The following is a 22,068-nucleotide window of genomic DNA, read 5'->3' on the forward strand; positions in this document are numbered from 1 at the left end:
GGCCGTTCAAAGCCTCCCGGCGGTATCGTCACGAAGGTGACCGCGATCGCCTTCCTCATCGGCGTGCTCGTGCTCGTGATCGGCCTCGCGATCTCGATCGCCCTGCACGAGATCGGGCATCTGCTGCCCGCCAAGCTCTTCGGCGTACGCGTCGGGCAGTACATGATCGGGTTCGGACCGACACTGTGGTCCAAGCGGGTCGGCGAGACCGAGTACGGCTTCAAACTGCTGCCGCTCGGCGGGTTCATCTCGATGGCCGGCATGTATCCGCCGGCGCCCGACGACGCCGAGCCCGGAACCAAGCGCTCGCGCTTCTTCGCCACCATGGTGCAGGACGCCCGCGACGCCAACGCCGAGACCCTCATCGCCGCCGACGACCGCGTCTTCTACAAACTGCCCGTGTACAAGCGCATCATCGTCATGCTCGGCGGACCGATCATGAACCTCCTGCTGGCGTTCGTGCTGTCGGCCGTCGCCGTGAGCGGCATCGGCATCGCGCAGGGGACGACGACGGTCGCCTCGGTGTCGCAGTGCGTCATCCCGGCCACCGCCGATCGCTCGGCCTGCGAGGCGAGCGACCCCGTCGCCCCCGCGGCCGCCGCCGGACTGCTGCCGGGCGACACCATCGTCTCGATCGACGGCACCGCGGTGTCCACCTTCGACGAGGCCGCCGCCGTCATCCAGCGCTCGCCGGGTCGGGCCCTGCCCGTCGTGATCGAGCGCGACGGCTCCGAGCAGACGCTCACGATCACGCCCGTGCAGACCGACCGGGCGGTCACCGGCGCCGACGGACGACCCGTGCTCGATGCGGCCGGGCAGCCCGAGTACCAGAGCGTGGGTTTCGCGGGACTCACCCCGCAGTCCGCGCTCGTGCCGCAGCCCCTCTGGGCAGGGCCCGAGGCGACGATCCAGCAGGTCGGCGCGGTCGCGCAGATCATGACGCAGTTGCCGGTCCGCGTCTACGACACCGCGGTCGACCTCGTCACCGGTCAGCCCCGCGACCCGAACGGCCCCCTGAGCGTCGTCGGCGCCGGACGCCTCGCGGGCGAGTACGCCGCCGTGGACGCGCCGATCGCCGCGCGCGTGCAGTCGATCATCGGCCTGCTCGCCGCCCTGAACATCGCCCTGTTCGTCTTCAACCTGATCCCGCTGCTGCCCCTGGACGGCGGGCACGTCGTCGTCGCCCTGTGGGACGGCCTCAAGCGACGGATCGCGCGTCTGCGCGGCACGGTCGCACGCCCGGTGGATGCCACGAAGCTCGTGCCCGTGACCTTCGTCGTCGTCGTGCTGCTGGTGGGCATGGGCGGCGTGCTGTTCCTCGCCGACGTGTTCAATCCGATACAGCTGCTGTGACGCGGGGCCGGTTCGCACGGGTGGGGGCTCTCGGCGTCGTCGTCGTGGCGGCCCTCGCCGTGTCGACCGGCTGCGCCCCGGCATCCGGCCCGCCGTCGACCGGGGGCGCGGTGCGCCTCCCCCCGCAGGGGGCGGGCTTCGACTACCAGCTCGGCGGTGCCTACCCGCCGTCGGACGGGGTCGACATCGTCGTCCGCGATCGCACGGCCCCACCCGCGGGCGCCGGATACGACGTCTGCTACGTCAACGGGTTCCAGACGCAGCCCGAGGATTCGGCGGCTGTCGCCCGGGATCGGCCCGAGCTGCTCGTCGCCGGAGTCGACGGCCCCCTCGTGGATGCCGGATGGCCCGACGAGTACCTCTTCGACACGTCGAGCGAGGCAAGCCGATCACAGCTGGTCGACCTCGTGGGGGAGCAGATCCGCGGCTGCGCCGCCGACGGCTACGCGGCCGTCGAGATCGACAACCTCGACTCGTACACGCGCAGCGATGGCGCACTCACCTGGGGCGACAACCGGTCCCTCGCCGAGGCGTACGTGCGCATCGCCCACGACGCAGGGCTCGCCGTCGCCCAGAAGAACACCGCGGAGCACGCCGAGGAGCTGGCGGCCGCAGGGTTCGATTTCGCCGTCGCGGAGTCGTGCGCGGCCTTCGCGGAGTGCGACGACTACAGCGCCGTCTATCCGGCGGTGCTCGACGTCGAGTACGTCGACGAGACGTCGCGCGACGACTTCCTCGCGGCCTGCGGCGACGCCGATCCGCGCGTGTCGATGATCCGGCGCGACCTGCAGCTGGTCGCGCCGCCGGCATCCGGCCACGTCTTCGAGGCCTGCGCCTCCTGAGCGCGCCGCCCCGGCGTCAGGACGCGTCGGTCAGCGCATGCGCGATGAGCCGCTCGAGCGTCCGCATGCCGTCGCGCGACAGGATCGACTCCAGGTGCCCCTGCACGCTCGCGAAACCGGGACCCTGCAGGGCGTAGACGTCTCCGGTCAGGGGGTCGGCGGCGACGTCGACGTCGAGGGGGGCCACGACCTCGCCCCGGTCGTACGCGATGCTCCGACTGTCGCCCGGGTGCACGCGCGCGGTGAAGGTGTTGTAGAAGCCGATCGAGGCGTCCTCGCCGAACACGTCGACGCTCTTCTGCAGTCCCTGATGCGGGCGATCGAGCGGCGTGAGCTCGATACCGAGGGAGTCGGCCAGGATCTGGTGGCTCAGGCACACGGCGAGAAGGGGGTCGCGCCGAGCGGTCCGGCGTCCGACGACGCCGCGCATGGCCTCCATGCGCGGGGTGTCGTCGCGCGGGTCGCCGGGTCCGGGTCCCGACACCACGAGGTCCGCGGCATCCACCTCGGTGTCCGAGACGTCCGCCCAGTGCACGATGCGGGTGTCGAGCCCGAGGTGGCGCAGCTGGTGGGCGAGCATCGTGGTGAAGCGGTCCTCGGCATCCACGACCAGGGCCGTGCGGCCCGCGAACGGGCCCGATCCGTCGGGGTCCTGCGGGTTCATCCAGAACGGTGCGAGACGGTCGTTGCGGGATGCCAGGAGCTCGGCGATCGCGGGATCCTCCGCGAGCGGTCGGCGCTCGGCCACCGGGGCGTCGGGATCCGCATCGGCGGGGACGACGGGGACGTCACGGGGGATCGCGCCGATCGCCCCGAGGACGCCCGCGGCCTTGCCGTGCGTCTCGCCGACCTCGCCGTAGGGGTCGGAGTGGCGCACGAGCGTCGCACCCACGGGTACGCGCAGGCGTCCGTCGACGAGGTACGCCGTGCGGATCAGGATGGGCGCGTCGAGGTCGTGCGTGGGTCCCTCGGCGTTGCCGTTGGGTGTGAACAGTGCCGCGACGCCCGAGTAGTACCCGCGCGGGGTCGTCTCGTGGCGGGCGATCACGGTGCAGGCGTTCTGCATGGGGGAGCCGGTGACCGTGGGGGCGAACATCGTCTCGCGCAGGATGTCGCGGGGGTCGAGGTCGCTGCGCCCGCGCAGCATGTACTCGGTGTGGGTGAGGCGCGACATCTCCTTCAGGTGCGGGCCCGTGATGCGCCCCCCGTCGCTGCACACGGCGCTCATCATCTTGAGCTCCTCGTCGACGACCATGAAGAGCTCCTCGGTCTCCTTCGTCGAGCGCAGGAACTCCGCGAGCGTGTCCGCTGTGGCGCCGCCCGCGGGGTGGCGGAACGTGCCCGAGATGGGGTTCATCGTGACGATGCCGTCCTGGGCGCTCACGTGCGCCTCCGGGCTCGCCCCGACGGCGATGTGCCCCTCGGTGACGATCGCGAAGGTCCAGTACGCGCCCTTCTCGTGCTCGAGCAGCGCGCGGAACCAGGTCAGCGCCGCGGCGCGGGGATCGGCGTCGACGCCCGCGACGAAGTCCCGCCGGATGACGAAGTTCGCCCCCTCGCCGCGACCGATCTCCTCGGCGATCACGCGCCGCACGATGTCGGCGTACTCCTCGTCGGCGATGTCGAACCCGGCGTCCGCGAGGTCCACGGGGGCGGAGGGGAGGGATGCCATGACCCCGGCACGGGGGAGGACGACGCGCTCGCCGATGACGAGGCAGCGAAGCGGAGCGCCGTCGTCGTGACAGACGAACCCGCGCTCGCGCACCTGACGGAACGGCACGAGCGCCAGTACCTCGCGGGCGACGCCGTCGACGTCGGTCAGCGGGATGTCGGCGAGGAGGTCCACGTCGACGACGTCGCCGGTGAGCACCTCGACGGTGGCGTCGTCACCCGTGGCGGGGCCGCGCGCGATGAGCGCGAACGGCGCGGAACCTGCGAGCAGATCGTGGATCAGAGAGGAGGGGTCGGGCCCGGTCATCGAAGTACTTCCGTCTGTGAGCGAGGGTCCTACGCGGCCGCCGAAAACACGAAGACCGCCCGGATCCCGAGGGAGGGCGGTCTGTCGCACGCGTGCTCACCGCCTAGACGGTGGGCCACCAGCTGAGTTGCGCGCGCATGGCGCCGAACCTACCACAGGGAGCATTCGCAGCCTGTTCCGGCTCCGTCCAGCGACGGCGGCGTAGGCTGAGCGCGTGCCTGCTGTGAATCTCGGAATGCCCCGCGTGCCGGAGACCCTCGCTCCCCGTCGCAAGACCCGTCAGATCCGGGTCGGGAAGGTGCTCGTCGGCGGCGACGCCCCCGTGAGCGTCCAGTCGATGACCACGACGCCGACGACCAACATCAACGCCACCCTCCAGCAGATCGCCGAGCTCACGGCATCCGGTTGCGAGATCGTGCGCGTCGCCGTGCCGTCGCAGGACGACGCCGATGTGCTGCACATCATCGCGAAGAAGAGCCAGATCCCCGTCATCGCCGACATCCACTTCCAGCCGAAGTACGTCTTCCAGGCGATCGACGCCGGGTGCGGCGCCGTGCGCGTGAACCCCGGCAACATCCGCAAGTTCGACGACCAGGTCGGCGCCATCGCCAAGGCCGCCAAGGATGCCGGCGTCTCCCTGCGCATCGGCGTCAACGCCGGGTCGCTCGACCGCCGCCTGCTCGAGAAGTACGGCAAGGCCACCCCCGAGGCGCTCGTCGAGAGCGCCGTGTGGGAGGCCTCGCTGTTCGAGGAGCACGACTTCCACGACTTCAAGATCTCGGTCAAGCACAATGACCCGATCGTCATGGTCAAGGCCTACCGCCTGCTCGCCGAGCGGGGCGACTGGCCGCTGCACCTCGGCGTGACCGAGGCCGGCCCCGCGTTCCAGGGCACGATCAAGAGCGCCACGGCGTTCGGCATCCTGCTCTCGGAGGGGATCGGCGACACGATCCGCGTCTCGCTGTCGGCACCTCCGGCCGAAGAAGTCAAGGTCGGGCACCAGATCCTGCAGTCGCTGAATCTGCGCGAGCGCAAGCTCGAGATCGTCTCGTGCCCCTCGTGCGGTCGCGCGCAGGTCGACGTGTACACGCTCGCCGACGACGTGACCGAGGGTTTGAAGGACATGACCGTTCCGCTGCGCGTGGCCGTCATGGGCTGTGTCGTGAACGGACCCGGTGAGGCGCGCGACGCCGACCTCGGCGTGGCGTCGGGCAACGGCAAGGGCCAGATCTTCGTCAAGGGCCAGGTCATCAAGACCGTGCCCGAGGCCGAGATCGTGCAGACCCTCATCGAAGAGGCCAACCGCCTCGCCGACGAAATGGGTCCGGATGCCGCGACCGGAACGGCGCAGGTCATCACGGCCTGAGCCGACCGCCCTCCCACGCGCGGTGCGCCCCGACCGATGGGCGTGACCGGCGACGCATGAGCTGCCGCGGAGAATCGCACGCCGCTCGATCCGGCACGGCTCACCCGCGCCGCACCGACCCGCGGGCCGACGTCCGATAGCGTCGGGAGTCCCATGACCGAGACTCCCGCGCCCTCGCTCGCCCGTCCGCTCGTCGCGGGGGTCGTGACCGCTCTCGTCGGCTTCACCAGCACCTTCGCCGTCGTGCTGACGGGTCTCGGCGCCGTGGGCGCGTCTCCCGCGCAGGCGGCGAGCGGGCTGCTCGCCATCACGCTGGTCGTGGGCGTCGGCTGCATCGTCCTCGCGGCGCGGTACCGCATCCCGATCACCGTGGCGTGGTCCACACCGGGCGTCGCGCTGCTCGCGGCGACGGGCGCCGTCGACGGCGGGTGGCCCGCGGTCGTCGGCGGGTTCCTCGTGTGCGCCGCGCTCATCCTCTGCACCGCGCTCTTCCCTCCCCTGGGCGCCCTGATCGCCCGCATCCCTCCCTCCATCGCGCAGGCCATGCTCGCCGGCGTCCTGCTGCCGCTGTGCGTGGCGCCGTTCGTCGGCCTCGTCGACGACCCGTGGGGCGTCGCCCCGGTGCTGATCGTCTGGCTCGTGGCATCCCGCCTGCTGCCCCGCTGGGCGGTGCCGCTCGCGTTCGTGGCGGCGATCGTCGTGGTCGCGGTCGAGCTCGCGCGCACCGGGGTCGACACGGATGCCGCATCCCTGCTGCCCCGCCTGGAGGTCACCGCCCCGACGCTCACGGTCGGCGCGGTGGTGGGCATCGCCCTGCCGCTCTTCGTGGTGACGATGGCGTCGCAGAACGTGCCCGGCGTCGCGGTCATGAAGAGCCTCGGCTACACGATCCCGTGGCGGCCGGCGATGCTCGTCACCGGCCTGGGGTCGGCGGCCGCGGCCGGCTTCGGCGGGCACGCGATGAACCTCGGGGCGATCAGCGCGGCCATCGCCGCGGGACCGGACGCGCACCCCGACCCGCGACGCCGGTGGGTGGCGGGCGTGTCGGCCGGCGGCACCTATCTCGTGCTGGGCGCCCTGTCGGCGGCCTTCGCGGCGATCGTCCTCCTGGCCCCGGCGGGCGTCATCCCCGCCGTCGCGGGCGTCGCTCTCTTCGGCGCGTTCGGATCCGCGGTGCAGCAGGCCATCGACGACCCGGGCGAGCGGTTGCCGGCGGTCGTGACGTTCCTCGTCGCGGCATCCGGGATCGCCGTGTTCGGGGTCAGTGCGGCGTTCTGGGCGCTGCTGGCCGGTCTCGTGGTGCGCACGGCGCTGCATCTCGGCCGGCGGGCCGGCTGACAGCCGTCACCGTTTCGTTATCGTCCGCGTTGCTCGTGCGGGAACCGAACGGAGTCTCACGGACACTACTGAGTGTGGATGACGACGACGCCGGACTGTGGGGCCGGGTTCGCCAAGGGGACGAGCTCGCGCTCGCCGCGCTGTTCGACCGCTACGAGGCGCGCCTGTTCCGGCACGCCTCGCGACTGCTGACCGCACGGGAGGATGCGAAGGATGCCGTGACCGTGGCGTTCTTCGAGCTGTGGCGCAAGCGCGCCTCGGTCCGCCTGGTCGAGGGGTCGCCCCTGCCGTGGTTGCTGACGACGGTCGCGCACTGCGCGCGGAATCTCGAGCGGTCGGGCCGGCGGTATCGGGCGCTGCTCGACCGGGCGCCGGTCCCCGAGCCGCGGGCGATGCACGGGCAGGACGACAGCGGCGTGCTCGCGGCGTTGAAGAGGCTGCCGGAGCGCGAGCAGGCCGTCGTGGTCCTGGCCGTGCTGGAGGGCTATGCCGAGCGCGAGGTGGCGCAGGCCCTCGGCATCCCGGCCGGGACGGTCAAATCGCGGCTGGCCCGCGCCAAGGCGAAGCTGCGCGACGAGGTCGCGCTGGAAGGGGCACGGGCATGAACGACGAACTGACGCCCGAGGAGCGCGCCGCTCTGCGCGCGCGGATCGTGGGCGCTGCTCGCGAGATCACCCCGGTCGGCGCGCACCGGGGGGCCTGGATCGCCGGATCCATCGCGGCGGTGCTGGTCGTCGGCATCGCCGGGGGAGTGGCGGTGACCTCGACCCTGGGCGCGCCGCAGGTCGCCACGTCGCCCTCACCGACCCCGACGGCCTCGATCGTCGAGCCCGCGCCCACCCCGACCCCGAGCGCGTCGTCGGTCTCGCCCCCGGAGCGGCCGGAACCCGCCGTCGTGCTCGGCGGTCGGTGCGAGGCTCTGCTCGACGCCGATGAGGCGGGCGGATTCATTCCGGAGGCGGTCGCATCGCCGTTCGCGAACAGCAGCCAGTCGACTCCGCCGCGGCAGAACGACATGCTGGGACTGCTCGGCGGGCTCTCGTGCGCATGGTCCACGGACCAGGACGGGTTCAGCGTCACGGTCGTTCCGAGCGCGGCGCTTCCCGACGGCACCGTCGATGCCTGGCGCGCCGACGAGCGTTGCGGGCCGGGCGAGCTCTGCCTCGCCGAGAAGACGATCGGCGACCTGTGGGTCGGGGTGAACTGGTGGGACCCGGCGTACAACCGCGACCCGTCGCCGGAGGTCACCGCCGCGGTGGAGCGCGTGCGCGCGGCGGCCCAGGACGTGCTCTCCACCGTCGAACCGCGCCTCGCGGGCGCCGTCGGCGTCTCCCGTGACGAGGTGGCCGGAGCGCCCCTTCCCGCGTGCGCAGAGCTCGACGCGCTGGTGTCGGACTGGGCGGGTGCCGACGTCGAGACCGGATACCCCAGCGACAACGTCGCGTCCGGGCCGGTCTGGGACATCGCCGTGGCCGCGGGGGTCGCCCGCTTCTGCGGGTGGTCGTCGTATCCGACCGACGGCTCCGGTCGGGCCCTCGCCCTCGGCTTCTACACGCAGCCGCTCCTGGGCGAGCCCACCGCCGCCGACCTCGAGGAGCGCTCCATGCGACCGATCGACATCCCGGGGACGTCGGCCGCCTGGATCGAGGACGGCGCACCGAACGGTGTGTCGACCACGATCATCGCCGTCGTCGGGGAGACCCGGCTCACCGTCTACGGGAACGGAAGGGACACCGGCGAGTGGGTCGACCTCGTCTCGCGGCTCGCGGCCGATCCGGACCTGGCGGCGTGAGGCGCCCGGCATCCGTCCTCCCGGTCCGCGCGGCCTAGACTCGACTCTCGTGGTCACCCGTCTGTCGAACTACTTCCTCCGCACGCTTCGCGAAGACCCCTCGGATGCCGAGGTCACGAGCCACCGCCTGCTCGTGCGCGCCGGATACATCCGTCGCAACGCCCCGGGCATCTTCGCCTGGCTCCCTCTCGGTCTGAAGGTCAAGGCCAAGATCGAGACGGTCGTGCGCGAAGAGATGGCGAACGCCGGAGCCTTCGAGGTGCACTTCCCGGCGCTGCTGCCGCGCGAGCCGTACGAGGTCACCGGCCGCTGGGAGGAGTACGGCGACGCGCTGTTCCGCCTGCAGGACCGCAAGGGCGCCGACTACCTCCTCGCTCCCACGCACGAGGAGATGTTCACGCTCCTGGTGAAGGACCTCTACTCGTCGTACAAGGACCTTCCGCTGACGATCTACCAGATCCAGGACAAGTACCGCGACGAGGCGCGTCCCCGCGCCGGTCTCCTGCGCGGCCGCGAGTTCACGATGAAGGACGCGTACTCGTTCGACGCGACGGATGCCGGGCTCGACGCGTCGTACCAGGCCCAGCGCGACGCCTACGAGCGCATCTTCACCCGCCTCGGGCTGGAGTACGTCATCGTCGCCGCCGACGCGGGGGCGATGGGTGGCTCGAAGTCGGAGGAGTTCCTGCACCCGACCCCGATCGGCGAAGACACCTTCGTGCGCTCCGCCGGCGGGTACGCCGCCAACGTCGAGGCCTTCACGACGGTCGCGCCCGAGGCGCTCCCGATCGAGGGACAGCCGGATGCGGTGGTCTTCGACTCCCCGGACACCCCCACGATCGCGACCCTCGTCGACCACGCGAACGCGCACCTCGACGCTCCCGCGCCCGGCATCGCCGGCCCCGCGACGGACGGGGCCACCGCGTGGACCGCGGCGCACACGCTGAAGAACGTCGTGCTGGCACTGACCCACCTCGACGGCACGCGCGAGCTCGTCGTCGTGGGGCTTCCCGGTGACCGCGACGTCGACGACAAGCGCGTCGAGGTCGCCTTCGCCCCCGCCGAGGTCGAAGCGGCCACCGAAGACGACTTCGCGAAGAACCCGCTGCTGGTCAAGGGCTACATCGGCCCCTGGTCGCCCACCGGTCCCGTGCTCGGCGAGGAGTCGGCGACGAAGATCCGCTACGTGCTCGACCCCCGCGTGGTCGACGGCACCGCGTGGATCACCGGCGCGAACATCGACCAGAAGCACGTGCACTCCCTCGTTGCCGGCCGCGACTTCGTCGGCGACGGCTTCGTCGAGGTCTCGACCGTGCGCGCCGGCGACCCTGCCCCCGACGGCTCGGGCCCCGTGGAGCTGGCCCGCGGCATGGAGATCGGCCACGTCTTCCAGCTCGGCCGCAAGTACGCCGAGGCGCTCGGACTGAAGGTGCTCGACGAGAACGGCAAGCTCGCGACCGTCACGATGGGCTCCTACGGCATCGGCGTGACCCGCATCCTCGCGATCATCGCCGAGCTGAACAACGACGACAAGGGCCTGATCTGGCCGGAGTCGGTCGCCCCGTTCGACGTGCACGTGGTGGCCACCGGCCGCGACGCCGCCGCGTTCGAGCTCGCTGCATCCGTCTCCGACCAGCTCGAGGCTGCCGGCCTCGACGTCCTGTACGACGACCGCCCCAAGGTCTCGCCCGGCGTGAAGTTCGGCGACGCCGAGCTCGTCGGCATCCCGCGCATCCTCATCGTCGGCCGTGGCGCCGCCGAGGGGCAGGTCGAGCTGTGGGACCGCCGCACGGGCGAGCGCGAGACGCTCGCCGTCGCCGACGCCGTTGCGGCGCTGACCCGCTGACGCTCGTCCCGCCTCTCCTCGCGAGACGGCATCTCGCTGACCACACGGTTGCAGAGTGCAGCCGGATCATCAGCGGGATGTCGTCTCGCGGTCTCTCGGGCTACCGGCCGCGGCGGGCGGTCAAGAGACTCCGACGGACGAGGAGGACTCGGTAGCGTGGATGCCATGATCTCGGCACCCCGCCTGTCTCTGTCCGACGGCTCCACGATCCCGCAGCTCGGCATCGGCACCTACAAGGTGCCCGCCGACGTCACCGCCGGTCTCGTGGCGGGGGCGCTCGCCGCGGGGTATCGCCACGTGGACACGGCCGCCCTGTACGGCAACGAGACCGAGGTCGGCGAGGGACTGCGCGCCTCGGGGCTCGACCGCGACGAGGTCTTCGTCACCACCAAGGTGTGGAACGACGACCAGGGGTTCGACCAGACGCTGCGCGCGTTCGACGCGAGCGCCGCGAAGCTCGGTCTTGACCGGGTCGACCTGTACCTCATCCACTGGCCCATTCCCAGCGCCGACCGCTACGTCGAGACGTGGAAGGCGCTGGTGCGCCTGCAACAGGAGGGACGTGCGACCTCGATCGGCGTGAGCAACTTCGCGATCCCTCACCTCGCGCGCCTGCGCGACGAGACCGGCGTGCTGCCGTCGATCAACCAGGTCGAGCTGCACCCCCGGTTCCCGCAGAACGAGCTGGTCGACTGGGATGCCGCGAACGGCATCGTCACCGAGTCGTGGGCGCCGCTCGCCCGCGGTGGCTTGCTCGACGAACCCGTGTTGGCGCAGATCGCCGAGAAGTACGGCAAGACCCCCGCTCAGGTCGTCATCCGCTGGCACCTCGATCGCACCCTCGTGGTGTTCCCCAAGTCGGTCTCCCTCGATCGCATCCGCGAGAACGGCGACGTGTTCGACTTCACCCTCGACGCCGACGACCACGCGCGGATCGCGACGTTGGAGACGGGGGAGCGCACCGGTCGTGACCCCAGCCTGGACTGAGCGCCGCTCGGGCGGAACCTCTCACGCGTCGAGACGGGCGTAGCGCGCGCGGAAGATCGTGAACACCCCGTAGGAGAGGAATCCGAGGCCGACGAGGCACGCGAGGAACGGCCCCGCGGGCAGGGCGATGACGGCCGCGACCGCGCCATCGAGTCCGCCCGCGGTGTCGGGTTCGACCGTGATGGCGGCGACCGTCAGAAGGACTCCGACGATCACCAGGGCGACGCCCTTGGCGAGGAATCCGATAACCCCGAGTGCCGTGAGGGCGAGGCCGCGTCGCCCCCGGGGCACGCGGACCTTGGAGTGGAACGAGCGTCGGATCCCCATCCACACGAAGCCGATGCCCACACCCGCCACGGCGAGACCGACGACACCCAGCAGGAAGCCGCCGATCGGCCACATCAGGACGCCGCGGCTGAGGTCCTCGGTGGTCTGTTCGGCTCGGGGACGGGCGCCGAGGGCGACGGATGCCGCGACGAGACCGATGAAGACGAACACCAGGCCCTGCGGTGCTTCCGCCGCGATGCGCGCGAGACGGCGCCACACGGTGAGGTGCCGTGGAGCGAAGGCCTGCAGCAGATGCCATGCGCCGAGGGTGACGAGCCCCACCGCCAGGGCCCACAGCGCGACGGCGCCGAGCGGCACCGCCGCGAGGGCGCGGAAGGCGCCCGTCTGGTCGCTGTCCTCCGTCGCTCCCAGGCCCACGGCGATCACGAGCGCGCCGATCAGCAGGTGCAGCGCGCCGTTGGCGGCGTAGCCCGCGCGGGCGGCGAGCCGGAAGGCGGGGTTCGCCTCGGCCTCCCGGGCTGCGGTACGAGCGGTCGAGGGCATTCGGGCACCGTATGCCGTTCGGGCCGTCGCCGCCACTCGCTTGCGCGGGGGCGTCCACCGGACCGTCGCGCCGGATGACGGTGCCTATCATGGCCTGATGCCCGCCACCCGCCGATCGCGCCCGAGCCGGTGGAACGCCCTTCCCGCACTCGTGCGCAACGCCCCGCCGCGGGTGCTGCTCGTGATCGGTGCGGTGGTGGTGGCGCTCGGCGTGCTGATCGTCTCGCGTCCGCTGACCTCTCTCGTGCTGCTGGGCATCTACGTCGGTGCGAGCGCGGTGGTCATGGGGATCGTCGAGCTCGTCGGACGACCGGCGAACTGGTGGGCGCGATCGGTGTCGGCCGCCTGGATCGTCGCGGGCCTCGCCGTCCTCGTCTGGCTCGGCCGCAGTCTCGAACTGCTGCCGCCGGTGCTCGCCGTGCTGCTGGTGATCGGTGGACTGGCCTCGATCGGCCGGGCCGTGAGTCGTGGCGGCGCGAGCGCGCGCATCCTCTCGCTGTCGTGGGGCGTCGCGCAGATCGCCTTCGGGGTGCTGTCCTTCACCTGGCCCGACGTGACGGTGCTCGTGCTCGCCGTCGTCTTCGGTGTGCGCACGATCGTGTTCGGCCTGGGAGTCCTCGCGCGCGGGGTGGCCGGCATCCGTCGTCCTCGCGTGCGGAAGACGCCGTTCGACGCGCAGCGTGCGCTGCGACGCCGGCGCATCCGCGCCGGATGGGCCGCCGCGGGTCGGTACGCCCTGTCGCTCGTGCTCGTCGCGACGGCCGCGGGCGGGTGGTGGCTGAACGACTGGCTCGACGCCGGGGCCCCGGTGGTGGATGCGTTCTACGACCCGCCCGCGCAGGTGCCGAGCGGCCACGGCCGGCTCATCCGCTCCGACGCCTACCTCGGCCGCCTCCCCGAGAACGGCGCGGTCACGCGGATGCTCTACACGACCCGGGATGCCGCGAACCGGCCCGCCGTGGCCAGCGCCCTGGTCATCGTGCCCACGGATCTGCCGCCGGGCCCGCGTCCCGTCATCGTCTGGAACCACGGGACGACGGGCGTGGCCCAGGGGTGCGCACCGAGCCTGCGCGACGCGTCGGCGACGAAGTGGTCGATCCCCGCTCTCGAGCAGGCGCTCAAGGCCGGGTGGGTCGTCGTCGCCTCCGACTTCTCGGGCCAGGGCGCTCCCGGCGCCTATCCCTACCTGATCGGCGCGGGGGAGGCCCGGTCGTCCCTCGACGCCGTGCTGGCCGCGAGCGAGCTGCGCACCGACCTCACGCTCTCGCCCGACACGGTGGTGTGGGGGCACTCGCAGGGCGGCCATGCGGCGCTGTGGACCACCGCGATCGCGAAGGACTACGCCCCGGGCATCGACGTGCTGGGCACCGCAGTGGTGGCCCCCGTCGCCGATCCGCCCGCGCTGGCGCGCGAGCTGCTGTCGGGCCCTCCGAACGCCATGCTGTCGGTGATCACGTCGTGGGTGCTCGTGCCGTACTCCGAGACCTATGCCGACGTGCACCTCGACGACTACATCGCCGAGGGCTCCCGGTCGATCGTGCTCGAGATGACCCAGCGGTGCCCCAGCGAGCCGGGTGTGGTCGTGTCGGTGCTCACGGCCCTCGGGGTGAGCGAGGACCGCCCGCTCTACAACGCCGACCTCACCGACGGCGCACTCGGACGCCGCCTCGCCGAGAACGCGATGACCGCGCCGCTCGGCACCCCGATGCTGGTCGCGTGGGGCGCCGATGACGAGGTCATCCCGCCGCAGCTGCAGCGCGACTACGTGCAGGAGCTGTGCGCCGAGGGCCAGCCGGTGCGGTGGGCGACCTACGCCGGCTACGACCATCTGCGACCGATCCTGCCGAAATCGCGCTTCCTCCCCGTGCTCTACAGCTGGACGAAGAACCTCATCGAGGGCCGCGACCAGGTCGTCGACGGGTGCGGCCTGCGCTGATCCGCTCCGGTGCACCCGGGCGGTTCCGCCCGTGCGGCGAACGGGTGAAGATCGTGTGTCGTGGCGGATGCCGTCTTGGCAGTGATGACGGTTCTGATTACGGTCGGAGGGTGCCCGAGAACACTCCTGAGCTGCGCCCGACCCACCCCCTGGCCCTCGCGCCCGTCGTCGCCCCGGCGGCATCCGTCGACGGCTTCGCGAAACAGTTCCTGCAGAACCTGAACTTCGACCAGGGCGTGACGCTGTCGAACTCCGACGTCAACGACCAGTACCTGGCGCTCGCGTACACGGTGCGCGACTACCTCATGGCGCGGTGGTTCGACGACCGCGCGCAGCAGAAGGCGCAGCAGAACAAGACCGTCTGCTACCTCTCGGCCGAGTACCTGCTCGGTCGCCAGCTCGACAACAACCTGCTCGCCGCGCGCCTGACCGACATCGCCACCGAGGCGCTCGCACAGTGCGGCATCGACATCGAGGATCTCCGCGCGGTCGAGATCGAGCCGGGGCTCGGCAACGGCGGCCTCGGCCGCCTGGCCGCGTGCTTCGTCGACTCGCTGGCGACCATGAGCGTCCCGGCCATCGGCTACGGCATCCGCTACGAGTACGGCATCTTCCGCCAGGCCTTCGCCGACGGCCAGCAGGTGGAGCAGCCCGACGCCTGGCTGCGCATGGGCTCGCCGTGGGACTTCGCCCACCCCGAGGCCGCGCAGACGATCTCGTTCGCCGGCACCACCGAGACCTACGACGACGAGGGCGTCGAGCGCACGCGCTGGGTGCCGGAGTGGAACGTGCTCGCGGTGCCGTACAACATGATGGTTCCCGGCTACCACAACGGCCGGGTCAACACCCTGCGCCTGTGGCGCGCGGTCGCGACGAACGCCTTCGACCTGCACACCTTCAACTCCGGCGACTACGTGCAGTCGGTCCGCGCACAGACCTTCGCCGAGAACATCTCCAAGGTGCTCTACCCCGAGGACTCCACGCCCCAGGGCAAGGAGCTGCGCCTGCAGCAGCAGTACTTCTTCGTCGCGGCTTCCATCGCGGACTTCATCGAGAACGTCCTCCCCGACGACTTCGACCTCGAGAAGCTCCCTGAGCGCGTGATCTTCCAGCTCAACGACACGCACCCCGTCATCGGCGTCCCCGAGCTCATGCGCGTGCTCGTCGACGAGAAGAAGATCGAGTGGGATGCCGCGTGGGCGATCACGCAGAAGTGCTTCGCGTACACGTGCCACACGCTGCTGCCCGAGGCGCTCGAGGTGTGGTCGGTCGATCTGCTCGGTCGTCTGCTGCCGCGCCACCTCGAGATCATCTACAAGATCAACGACGCCTTCCTGCTCGAGGTTCGCGAGCGCTTCGGCGACGACGAACTGCTCATCCGCAACATGTCGATCATCGGTGAGCACCCGTTCCGTTCGGTGCGCATGGCCTATCTCGCCACGGTCGCGGGATCCAAGGTCAACGGCGTCGCCGAACTGCACTCGCAGCTGCTGCGCGACAACGTGCTGAAGGACTTCGCCACGATGTGGCCCGACAAGTTCACCAACGTCACCAACGGCGTCACGCCCCGCCGGTTCCTGCGCCTGGCCAACCCCGAGCTGTCGGCGCTGATCACCGAGGCGCTCGGCGCGGGTTGGACGGTCGATCTCGAACGCCTCCGGGGACTCGAGGCGCTCGCCGACGACGCCGACTTCCGCGAGCGGTTCGCCGCGGTGAAGGCGTCGAACAAGCGCCGGCTCAGCCGCGTGCTCGACGCCCGCGGGGAGCCGGCGCTGTCGGACGACCACCTCATCGACGTCATGATCAAGCGCCTGCACGAGTACAAGCGGCAGACGCTCAAGGTCCTGCACATCGTCAGCACGTACGAGGGCATCGTCTCCGGGCGCCTCGATGTGGATGCCGTGCAACCGCGCACGTTCCTCTTCGGCGCGAAGGCCGCCCCCGGCTACGGCATGGCCAAGCGCATCATCCACCTGATCAACGCGGTCGGCGACGTCGTCAGCGCCGACGAGCGCGTCCAGGGCAAGCTCAAGGTGCTCTACCCGGCGAACTACAACGTGACGCTGGCGGAGAGCATCATCCCCGCCGCCGACCTGTCGGAGCAGATCTCGCTCGCCGGCAAGGAGGCCTCGGGCACGGGCAACATGAAGCTGGCCCTGAACGGTGCGCTGACCATCGGCACCGACGACGGCGCGAACGTCGAGATCCGGCAGCTGGTCGGCGACGACAACTTCTTCCTCTTCGGCATGAGCGAGCCCGAGGTCGAGGCGCTCTGGGCCGACGGCTACCGTCCCGCGGACTTCTACCAGCGCGACGAGCGGCTGCGCAGCGCCATCGACCTGATCGCCTCGGGTGCGTTCTCCGACGGCGACCGCACGGTCTTCGAGCCCCTCGTGTCGAACCTCCTCTACGAAGACCGCTTCATGGCGCTCGCCGACTTCTCGTCGTACCTCGACGCGCAGGAGCGCGTCGACGCCGCGTACGCCGACCAGGACGGATGGGTGCGCTCGGCGATCCTCAACGTCGCGCGCAGCGGGTACTTCTCCTCCGACCGGGCGATGCGCGACTACCTCGACCGCATCTGGCACGCCGCCCCGATCGGCTGAGCCGTTCCGGATGCCGCGGCCCCGCCGTCACGGCATCCGGAACGCTCTGGCAGGAAGACGACGGCGGCTGGCCGTCGCGACACGGCGGAGCGGGGCGTCGCGCGCGATGCTGGGGGGACCCGATCCTGGAGGCTCCGTGCGACCCGCCGATTTCCCCGTGCCCGACACCGCCGCCGCGCGTGCGGCCCTGACGCTCGCGCGGGAGTACCAGTCGGCGGCGATCACCGCCCACGGCCTGAGGTCGTGGCTGTGGGCGGAGGGCTTCGCGCGCGCCGGCGGATTCGACGGCATCGACCACGAGCTGCTGTACGTGTCGGCTGTGCTGCACGACATCGGCACGATGGCCGAGTTCGACAACCACACGCTGTCGTACGAGGACGCCGGGGGACACGTCGCCATCGCCGTCACCGCGGGAGCGGGCTGGGCGCGGGAGCGTCGTCGGCGCGCGCTCGAGGTCATCGTGCGGCACAACTGGACGAGCGTCGACCCGACGATGGATGCCGAGGGCCATCTGCTCGAGATCGCCACGGGCCTCGACATCTCGGGCGCACGCGCCGACGTGCTGCCGGAGGGATTCCTCCGCGAGGTCCTGGCGGCGCATCCCCGCGGCGACCTGGCCGCCGAGTTCGGCGCCTGCGTCCGCGACCAGGCCGCGCGCAAGCCCGACACCGCCGCTCGGCGGCTCGTCGATGGGGGAGTGGTCGCGAAGCTCGCGGCCAACCCGCTCGAGCGTCTCTGAAACGACTGTGCATCGGCCTCCGTCATCGGTCCCGAGTCGCGAGGCGGATGGCATCCCGGGTATCGTAGGAGGGTTGTCGGCGCCGGTCGCGTCGACGAGAGCTGAATAACGGAGGGCCTTGTGGACATCGATCTCGCACTTCTGAAGACGATCGAACGCGAGAAGGAGATCCCCTTCGACGAACTCGCGCGCATCATCGAGCAGGCGATCCTCACCGCCTACGCCAAGCACATCTCGCCCTCCGGCGAGATCCCGGCCGGTGCGAGGGCCTCGCTCGACCGCAAGACCGGTCACGTGGGCATCTTCACCCCGGTCATCGACGACGAGGGCGCCGTCATCGGCGAAGAGGAGCAGGCGCCCGACGACTTCGGCCGCATCGCCGCCTTCGCCGCGAAGCAGGTCATCAGCCAGCGTCTGCGCGACATCGCCGACGACGCCGTGCTGGGGGAGTTCCGCGGCAAGGAGGGCGACATCGTCGCCGGCGTCGTGCAGCAGGGCCCGAACCCCCGCATGGTGCACGTCGATCTCGGCACGGTCGAGGCGATCCTCCCGCCCGAGGAGCAGGTCCCGGGCGAGACCTACCCGCACGGCTCGCGTCTGCGCGTGTACGTGACCAGTGTCGCCAAGGGCAACAAAGGCCCGCAGATCACCGTCTCGCGCACGCACCCGGGTCTGGTGCGCAAGCTCTTCGCCCTCGAGGTGCCCGAGATCGCCGCGGGCCTGGTCGAGATCGTCTCGCTCGCTCGCGAAGCCGGGCACCGGTCCAAGATCGCCGTCAAGGCGAACGATCCGACGGTGAACGCCAAGGGCGCCTGCATCGGCGAGCTCGGACGCCGCGTGCGCGCGGTGACCGAGGAGCTCGCCGGCGAGAAGATCGACATCATCGACTACGACGCCGAGCTGCCGCGCTTCGTCGCGAACGCGCTGTCGCCGGCGAAGGTCACCTCGTCGTTCGTGCTCGACGCCTCGACCAAGGCCGTCCGCGCCCTCGTCCCCGACTACCAGCTCTCGCTCGCGATCGGCAAGGAGGGCCAGAACGCCCGCCTCGCCGCGAAGCTCACCGGCGCCAAGATCGACATCCAGCCGGACAGCATCCTCGAAGACAACTGAGGGTCAGATCGTCCGGGCGACCGCGAGGTGTAAGATGGAACCCGTACGAACGTGCGTCGGATGCCGCGCACGCGCCCCCCGATCATCGCTTCTGCGTGTGGTCGCCGACGGATCGGTCCTCGTCGCAGACGAGCGAGCGGTGCTGCCGGGCCGGGGAGCGTGGGTGCACGAGACGGACGCGTGCGTGAGCAAAGCCCTCACGCGTCGCGCCTTCGTACGAGCATTGCGTGTGTCAGGCCCGCTTGACACGCAGACCTTCGAATCAACCCTCCAGCGAAAAGGCTGAACGGCTATGGACACGAAGTGAACGGCTCGAAATGAGACCCGTCCGCAACTAGCGGTCTGCCCTGTCCGGGGTAGGCCCTCAGACAGGAGAATTGTGGCAAAACCACGCGTGCACGAGATCGCTTCCGAGCTCGGCGTCGACAGCAAGGTCGCGCTTGCGAAGCTGAAGGAGCTCGGCGAGTTCGTCAAGAGCCCCTCATCCACCATCGAGCCCCCCGTGGCTCGTAAGCTCCGCGCCGCCCTCGCGGCCGAGGGCTCGTCCGGTTCGTCGAGCGCCACGTCGGCCGCCCCCGCGGCGCGCCCCGGCGCCGGCGCCCGCCCGGGCCCCGCCCGTCCGGCGGCCACCCCCGGTGCCCGTCCCTCGGGCCCCACCCCCGGACCGGCCAAGCCCGCCGCTCCGGCGGCTCCCGCTGCCGCCCCGGCTCCCGCGGCATCCGCCCCGGCCGCTCCGGCTCCCGCAGCGTCGGCGCCCGCCCCCTCCGCCCCGGCCAAGCCCGGTGCGAAGCCCGCGGCTCCGTCGTCGGCCCCCACCCCCGGTGCCGGTGCGCCCAAGCCCGGTCCCAGCTCGCCCCCGCGTCCCGGTGGTGCGCGTCCGGGCAACAACCCGTTCGCCTCCTCGCAGGGCATGGGCCAGCGTCCCGCCGGTCCCCGCCCGGGCAACAACCCGTTCGCGTCGGCGCAGGGCATGGGCCAGCGCCCGACCCCGGGTAACATCCCGCGTCCGCAGGCTCCGCGCCCCGGCGCCCCGCGTCCCGGTGCCCCGCGCCCCGGCGGTGCCGGTCGTCCCGGTGGTGCCGGTCGTCCCGGCGCTCCGTTCCAGCAGCGTCCCGGCGGTCCCGGTCGTCCCGGCGGCGCCGGTGGCGGCTTCCAGCGCCCCGGTGGCGGTGCTCCCGGTGGCGGTTTCGCCGGTCGTCCCGGTGGCGGCGGTGGCCGTGGCCGTGGTCCCGGCGGTGGTACCGCGGGTGCCTTCGGTAAGGGCGGCGGCAAGTCCAAGCAGCGTAAGTCGCGTCGGGCGAAGCGGCAGGAATTCGAGATGCGGTCGGCGCCGGTCGTCGGCGGCGTCAACGTCTCGAAGGGCAACGGCGAGATCATCCGCCTGCGCCGCGGTGCCTCCATCGCCGACTTCGCGGACAAGCTCGAGGCCCTGCGCGGTTACACCGTGCAGCCCGGCACGCTCGTGACCATCCTGTTCAACCTGGGTGAGATGGCCACTGCGACCGAGTCGCTCGACGAGGCGACCTTCGAGGTCCTCGGCGCCGAGCTCGGCTACAAGATCCAGATGGTCTCGCCCGAGGACGAGGACAAGGAGCTCCTCGAGGGCTTCGGTCTCGACCTCGACGCCGAGCTCGAGGCCGAGAGCGAGGACGATCTCGAGATCCGTCCTCCCGTGGTCACCGTCATGGGCCACGTCGACCACGGTAAGACGCGACTGCTCGACGCCATCCGCCAGACGAACGTGGTCGCGGGCGAGGCCGGCGGCATCACGCAGCACATCGGTGCGTACCAGATCTGGACCGAGCACGAGGGCATCGAGCGCGCGATCACCTTCATCGACACCCCGGGTCACGAGGCGTTCACCGCCATGCGTGCCCGCGGTGCGCAGGTGACCGACATCGCGATCCTCGTGGTCGCGGCCGACGACGGCATCATGCCCCAGACGGTCGAGGCGCTGAACCACGCCCAGGCGGCGAACGTGCCGATCGTGGTCGCGGTCAACAAGGTCGACAAGCCCGACGCCAACCCGGCCAAGGTGCGCCAGCAGCTCACCGAGTACGGTCTGGTCGCCGAGGAGTACGGCGGAGACGTCATGTTCGTCGACGTCTCGGCCCGACAGAACCTCAACATCCAGGCCCTCCTGGATGCGGTCCTGCTCACCGCCGACGCCGGTCTCGATCTCACGGCCAACCCGAACAAGGCGGCCCGCGGTGTCGCGATCGAAGCGAAGCTCGACAAGGGTCGCGGTTCGGTCGCCACGGTGCTCATCCAGTCCGGAACGCTGCGCGTCGGTGACGCGATCGTCGCCGGCACGGCCTACGGCCGCGTCCGCGCGATGATGGACGAGAACGGCGAAGCGGTCGAAGAGGCCTACCCGTCGCGTCCCGTGCAGGTGCAGGGTCTCAACTCGGTTCCCCGCGCCGGCGACGTCTTCATCGTCACCGAGGAAGACCGCACCGCGCGTCAGATCGCCGAGAAGCGCGAGGCCGCCGAGCGCAACGCCCAGCTGGCCAAGGCCCGCAAGCGCATCTCGCTCGAGGACTTCACCCGCGCTCTCGAAGAGGGCAAGGTCGAGTCGCTCAACCTCATCATCAAGGGTGACGTGTCGGGTGCCGTCGAGGCGCTCGAGGAATCGCTGCTCAAGATCGAGGTCGACGACAGCGTCCAGCTGCGCATCATCCACCGCGGTGTGGGTGCGATCACCGAGTCGGACATCAACCTGGCCACGATCGACAACGCGATCGTGATCGGCTTCAACGTGCGTCCCGACACGAAGGCCCGCGAGCGTGCCGCCCGCGAGGGTGTCGACGTGCGGTTCTACTCGGTCATCTACAACGCGATCGACGACGTCGAGCAGTCGCTCAAGGGCCTGCTCAAGCCGGAGTTCGAAGAGGTGCAGTCGGGTGTCGCCGAGATCCGCGAGGTGTTCCGCTCCTCGAAGTTCGGCAACATCGCCGGTGTCATCGTGCGGTCGGGAACGATCACGCGCAACGCCAAGGCCCGCGTCATCCGCGACGGTGTCGTGCTGGCCGACGGCCTGGCCATCGAGTCGCTGCGCCGCTTCAAGGACGACGTCACCGAGGTCCGCACGGACTTCGAGTGCGGTATCGGCCTGGGCAAGTTCAACGACATCCAGATCGGTGACGAAATCGAAACCACGGAAATGGTCGAGAAGCCGCGAGGCTGATCGTCGTGCGGGGGTCGCGCCATGTGGCGCGGCTCCCGCTTCGGCCTGCGGGGGTGTGCATCTCCCCGAGCAGAGCGGGGCCCTTACCCCGATGCTCGGGGAGATGCACACCCCCTCCGGCCTACGCTGGTGCGGCTGCCCGTGACGGGACTCCCGC

The 22,068-nt window shown here is 71.0% G+C and carries 16 protein-coding genes; 14 read left to right on the top strand and 2 right to left on the bottom strand.

Translation table 11 applies throughout. The features are described from left to right. The first annotated feature begins 36 nt into the window (after positions 1-36). On the top strand, positions 37-1,353 hold the full coding sequence (locus tag AB0N80_RS11530) for a site-2 protease family protein (protein ID WP_315993154.1): 1,317 nt from the start codon (positions 37-39) through the stop codon (positions 1,351-1,353). Next, positions 1,350-2,195, top strand: a complete 846-nt coding sequence (locus tag AB0N80_RS11535; RefSeq protein WP_315993153.1) for an endo alpha-1,4 polygalactosaminidase — start codon at positions 1,350-1,352, stop codon at positions 2,193-2,195. The genes AB0N80_RS11530 and AB0N80_RS11535 overlap by 4 nt, the downstream gene beginning before the upstream one ends. 16 nt (positions 2,196-2,211) lie before the next feature. Here the strand turns inward: AB0N80_RS11535 and AB0N80_RS11540 are convergent, their stop codons facing one another. Next, positions 2,212-4,173: a chorismate-binding protein gene (locus AB0N80_RS11540; protein ID WP_363578782.1), complete on the bottom strand. Its 1,962-nt coding sequence runs from the start codon at positions 4,171-4,173 to the stop codon at positions 2,212-2,214. 214 nt (positions 4,174-4,387) lie between these two features. Between AB0N80_RS11540 and ispG the strand changes: the two genes are divergently transcribed. The 6 genes from ispG to AB0N80_RS11570 all read left to right on the top strand — a co-directional run bounded on the left by ispG (position 4,388) and on the right by AB0N80_RS11570 (position 11,502). After that, positions 4,388-5,539, top strand: a complete 1,152-nt coding sequence (gene ispG / locus AB0N80_RS11545; RefSeq protein WP_176776587.1) for a flavodoxin-dependent (E)-4-hydroxy-3-methylbut-2-enyl-diphosphate synthase — start codon at positions 4,388-4,390, stop codon at positions 5,537-5,539. Positions 5,540-5,692: 153 nt separating this feature from the next. Then, a complete protein-coding gene (locus AB0N80_RS11550; RefSeq protein ID WP_363392713.1) occupies positions 5,693-6,877 on the top strand; it encodes a benzoate/H(+) symporter BenE family transporter in 1,185 nt (394 codons plus the stop codon). Positions 6,878-6,951: 74 nt separating this feature from the next. Further along, positions 6,952-7,482, top strand: a complete 531-nt coding sequence (locus AB0N80_RS11555) for a sigma-70 family RNA polymerase sigma factor (protein ID WP_363578783.1) — start codon at positions 6,952-6,954, stop codon at positions 7,480-7,482. Beyond that, the gene (locus tag AB0N80_RS11560) at positions 7,479-8,669 is read left to right on the top strand and encodes a hypothetical protein (RefSeq protein WP_363578784.1); all 1,191 of its coding nucleotides are present in this window, start codon (positions 7,479-7,481) and stop codon (positions 8,667-8,669) included. Before AB0N80_RS11555 ends, AB0N80_RS11560 begins: the two co-directional genes overlap by 4 nt. 49 nt (positions 8,670-8,718) lie before the next feature. Next, positions 8,719-10,515: a proline--tRNA ligase gene (locus tag AB0N80_RS11565; protein ID WP_363392710.1), complete on the top strand. Its 1,797-nt coding sequence runs from the start codon at positions 8,719-8,721 to the stop codon at positions 10,513-10,515. 165 nt (positions 10,516-10,680) lie between these two features. Further along, the gene (locus AB0N80_RS11570; protein ID WP_363578785.1) at positions 10,681-11,502 is read left to right on the top strand and encodes an aldo/keto reductase; all 822 of its coding nucleotides are present in this window, start codon (positions 10,681-10,683) and stop codon (positions 11,500-11,502) included. Between the two features lie 21 nt (positions 11,503-11,523). Here the strand turns inward: AB0N80_RS11570 and AB0N80_RS11575 are convergent, their stop codons facing one another. Next, complete coding sequence (locus AB0N80_RS11575) at positions 11,524-12,333, bottom strand: DUF1206 domain-containing protein (RefSeq protein WP_363578786.1); 810 nt, start codon at positions 12,331-12,333, stop codon at positions 11,524-11,526. Positions 12,334-12,430: 97 nt separating this feature from the next. Between AB0N80_RS11575 and AB0N80_RS11580 the strand changes: the two genes are divergently transcribed. From AB0N80_RS11580 to infB, 6 genes are all read left to right on the top strand, one after another. Continuing rightward, the gene (locus tag AB0N80_RS11580) at positions 12,431-14,269 is read left to right on the top strand and encodes an alpha/beta fold hydrolase (RefSeq protein WP_363392701.1); all 1,839 of its coding nucleotides are present in this window, start codon (positions 12,431-12,433) and stop codon (positions 14,267-14,269) included. A gap of 110 nt (positions 14,270-14,379) precedes the next feature. Further along, on the top strand, positions 14,380-16,875 hold the full coding sequence (locus AB0N80_RS11585; RefSeq protein ID WP_363578787.1) for a glycogen/starch/alpha-glucan phosphorylase: 2,496 nt from the start codon (positions 14,380-14,382) through the stop codon (positions 16,873-16,875). 136 nt (positions 16,876-17,011) lie between these two features. Further along, positions 17,012-17,614, top strand: coding sequence for a cyanamide hydratase (locus AB0N80_RS11590; RefSeq protein ID WP_363578788.1), 603 nt, complete (start codon positions 17,012-17,014; stop codon positions 17,612-17,614). A 120-nt stretch (positions 17,615-17,734) separates the two neighbouring features. Next, entirely contained in the window at positions 17,735-18,724 is a 990-nt protein-coding gene (gene nusA / locus AB0N80_RS11595) for a transcription termination factor NusA (protein ID WP_315993142.1), read from the top strand. Between the two features lie 34 nt (positions 18,725-18,758). Continuing rightward, entirely contained in the window at positions 18,759-19,010 is a 252-nt protein-coding gene (locus AB0N80_RS11600; protein WP_363392689.1) for a YlxR family protein, read from the top strand. Positions 19,011-19,103: 93 nt separating this feature from the next. Continuing rightward, a complete protein-coding gene (gene infB / locus AB0N80_RS11605; RefSeq protein WP_363578789.1) occupies positions 19,104-21,911 on the top strand; it encodes a translation initiation factor IF-2 in 2,808 nt (935 codons plus the stop codon). Positions 21,912-22,068 lie beyond the last annotated feature (157 nt).

The organism is Microbacterium sp. NPDC089188, from assembly GCF_040685155.1.
GTDB lineage: Bacteria > Actinomycetota > Actinomycetes > Actinomycetales > Microbacteriaceae > Microbacterium > Microbacterium galbum.

Bases quoted from the DNA above. Each gene is read 5' to 3' on its own strand.
- AB0N80_RS11570 (WP_363578785.1), top strand. From the start codon at position 10,681: ATGATCTCGGCACCCCGCCTGTCTCTGTCCGACGGCTCCACGATCCCG.
- AB0N80_RS11540 (WP_363578782.1), bottom strand. From the start codon at position 4,173: ATGACCGGGCCCGACCCCTCCTCTCTGATCCACGATCTGCTCGCAGGT.
- AB0N80_RS11575 (WP_363578786.1), bottom strand. From the start codon at position 12,333: ATGCCCTCGACCGCTCGTACCGCAGCCCGGGAGGCCGAGGCGAACCCC.
- AB0N80_RS11580 (WP_363392701.1), top strand. From the start codon at position 12,431: ATGCCCGCCACCCGCCGATCGCGCCCGAGCCGGTGGAACGCCCTTCCC.
- AB0N80_RS11560 (WP_363578784.1), top strand. From the start codon at position 7,479: ATGAACGACGAACTGACGCCCGAGGAGCGCGCCGCTCTGCGCGCGCGG.
- AB0N80_RS11550 (WP_363392713.1), top strand. From the start codon at position 5,693: ATGACCGAGACTCCCGCGCCCTCGCTCGCCCGTCCGCTCGTCGCGGGG.
- AB0N80_RS11600 (WP_363392689.1), top strand. From the start codon at position 18,759: ATGGAACCCGTACGAACGTGCGTCGGATGCCGCGCACGCGCCCCCCGA.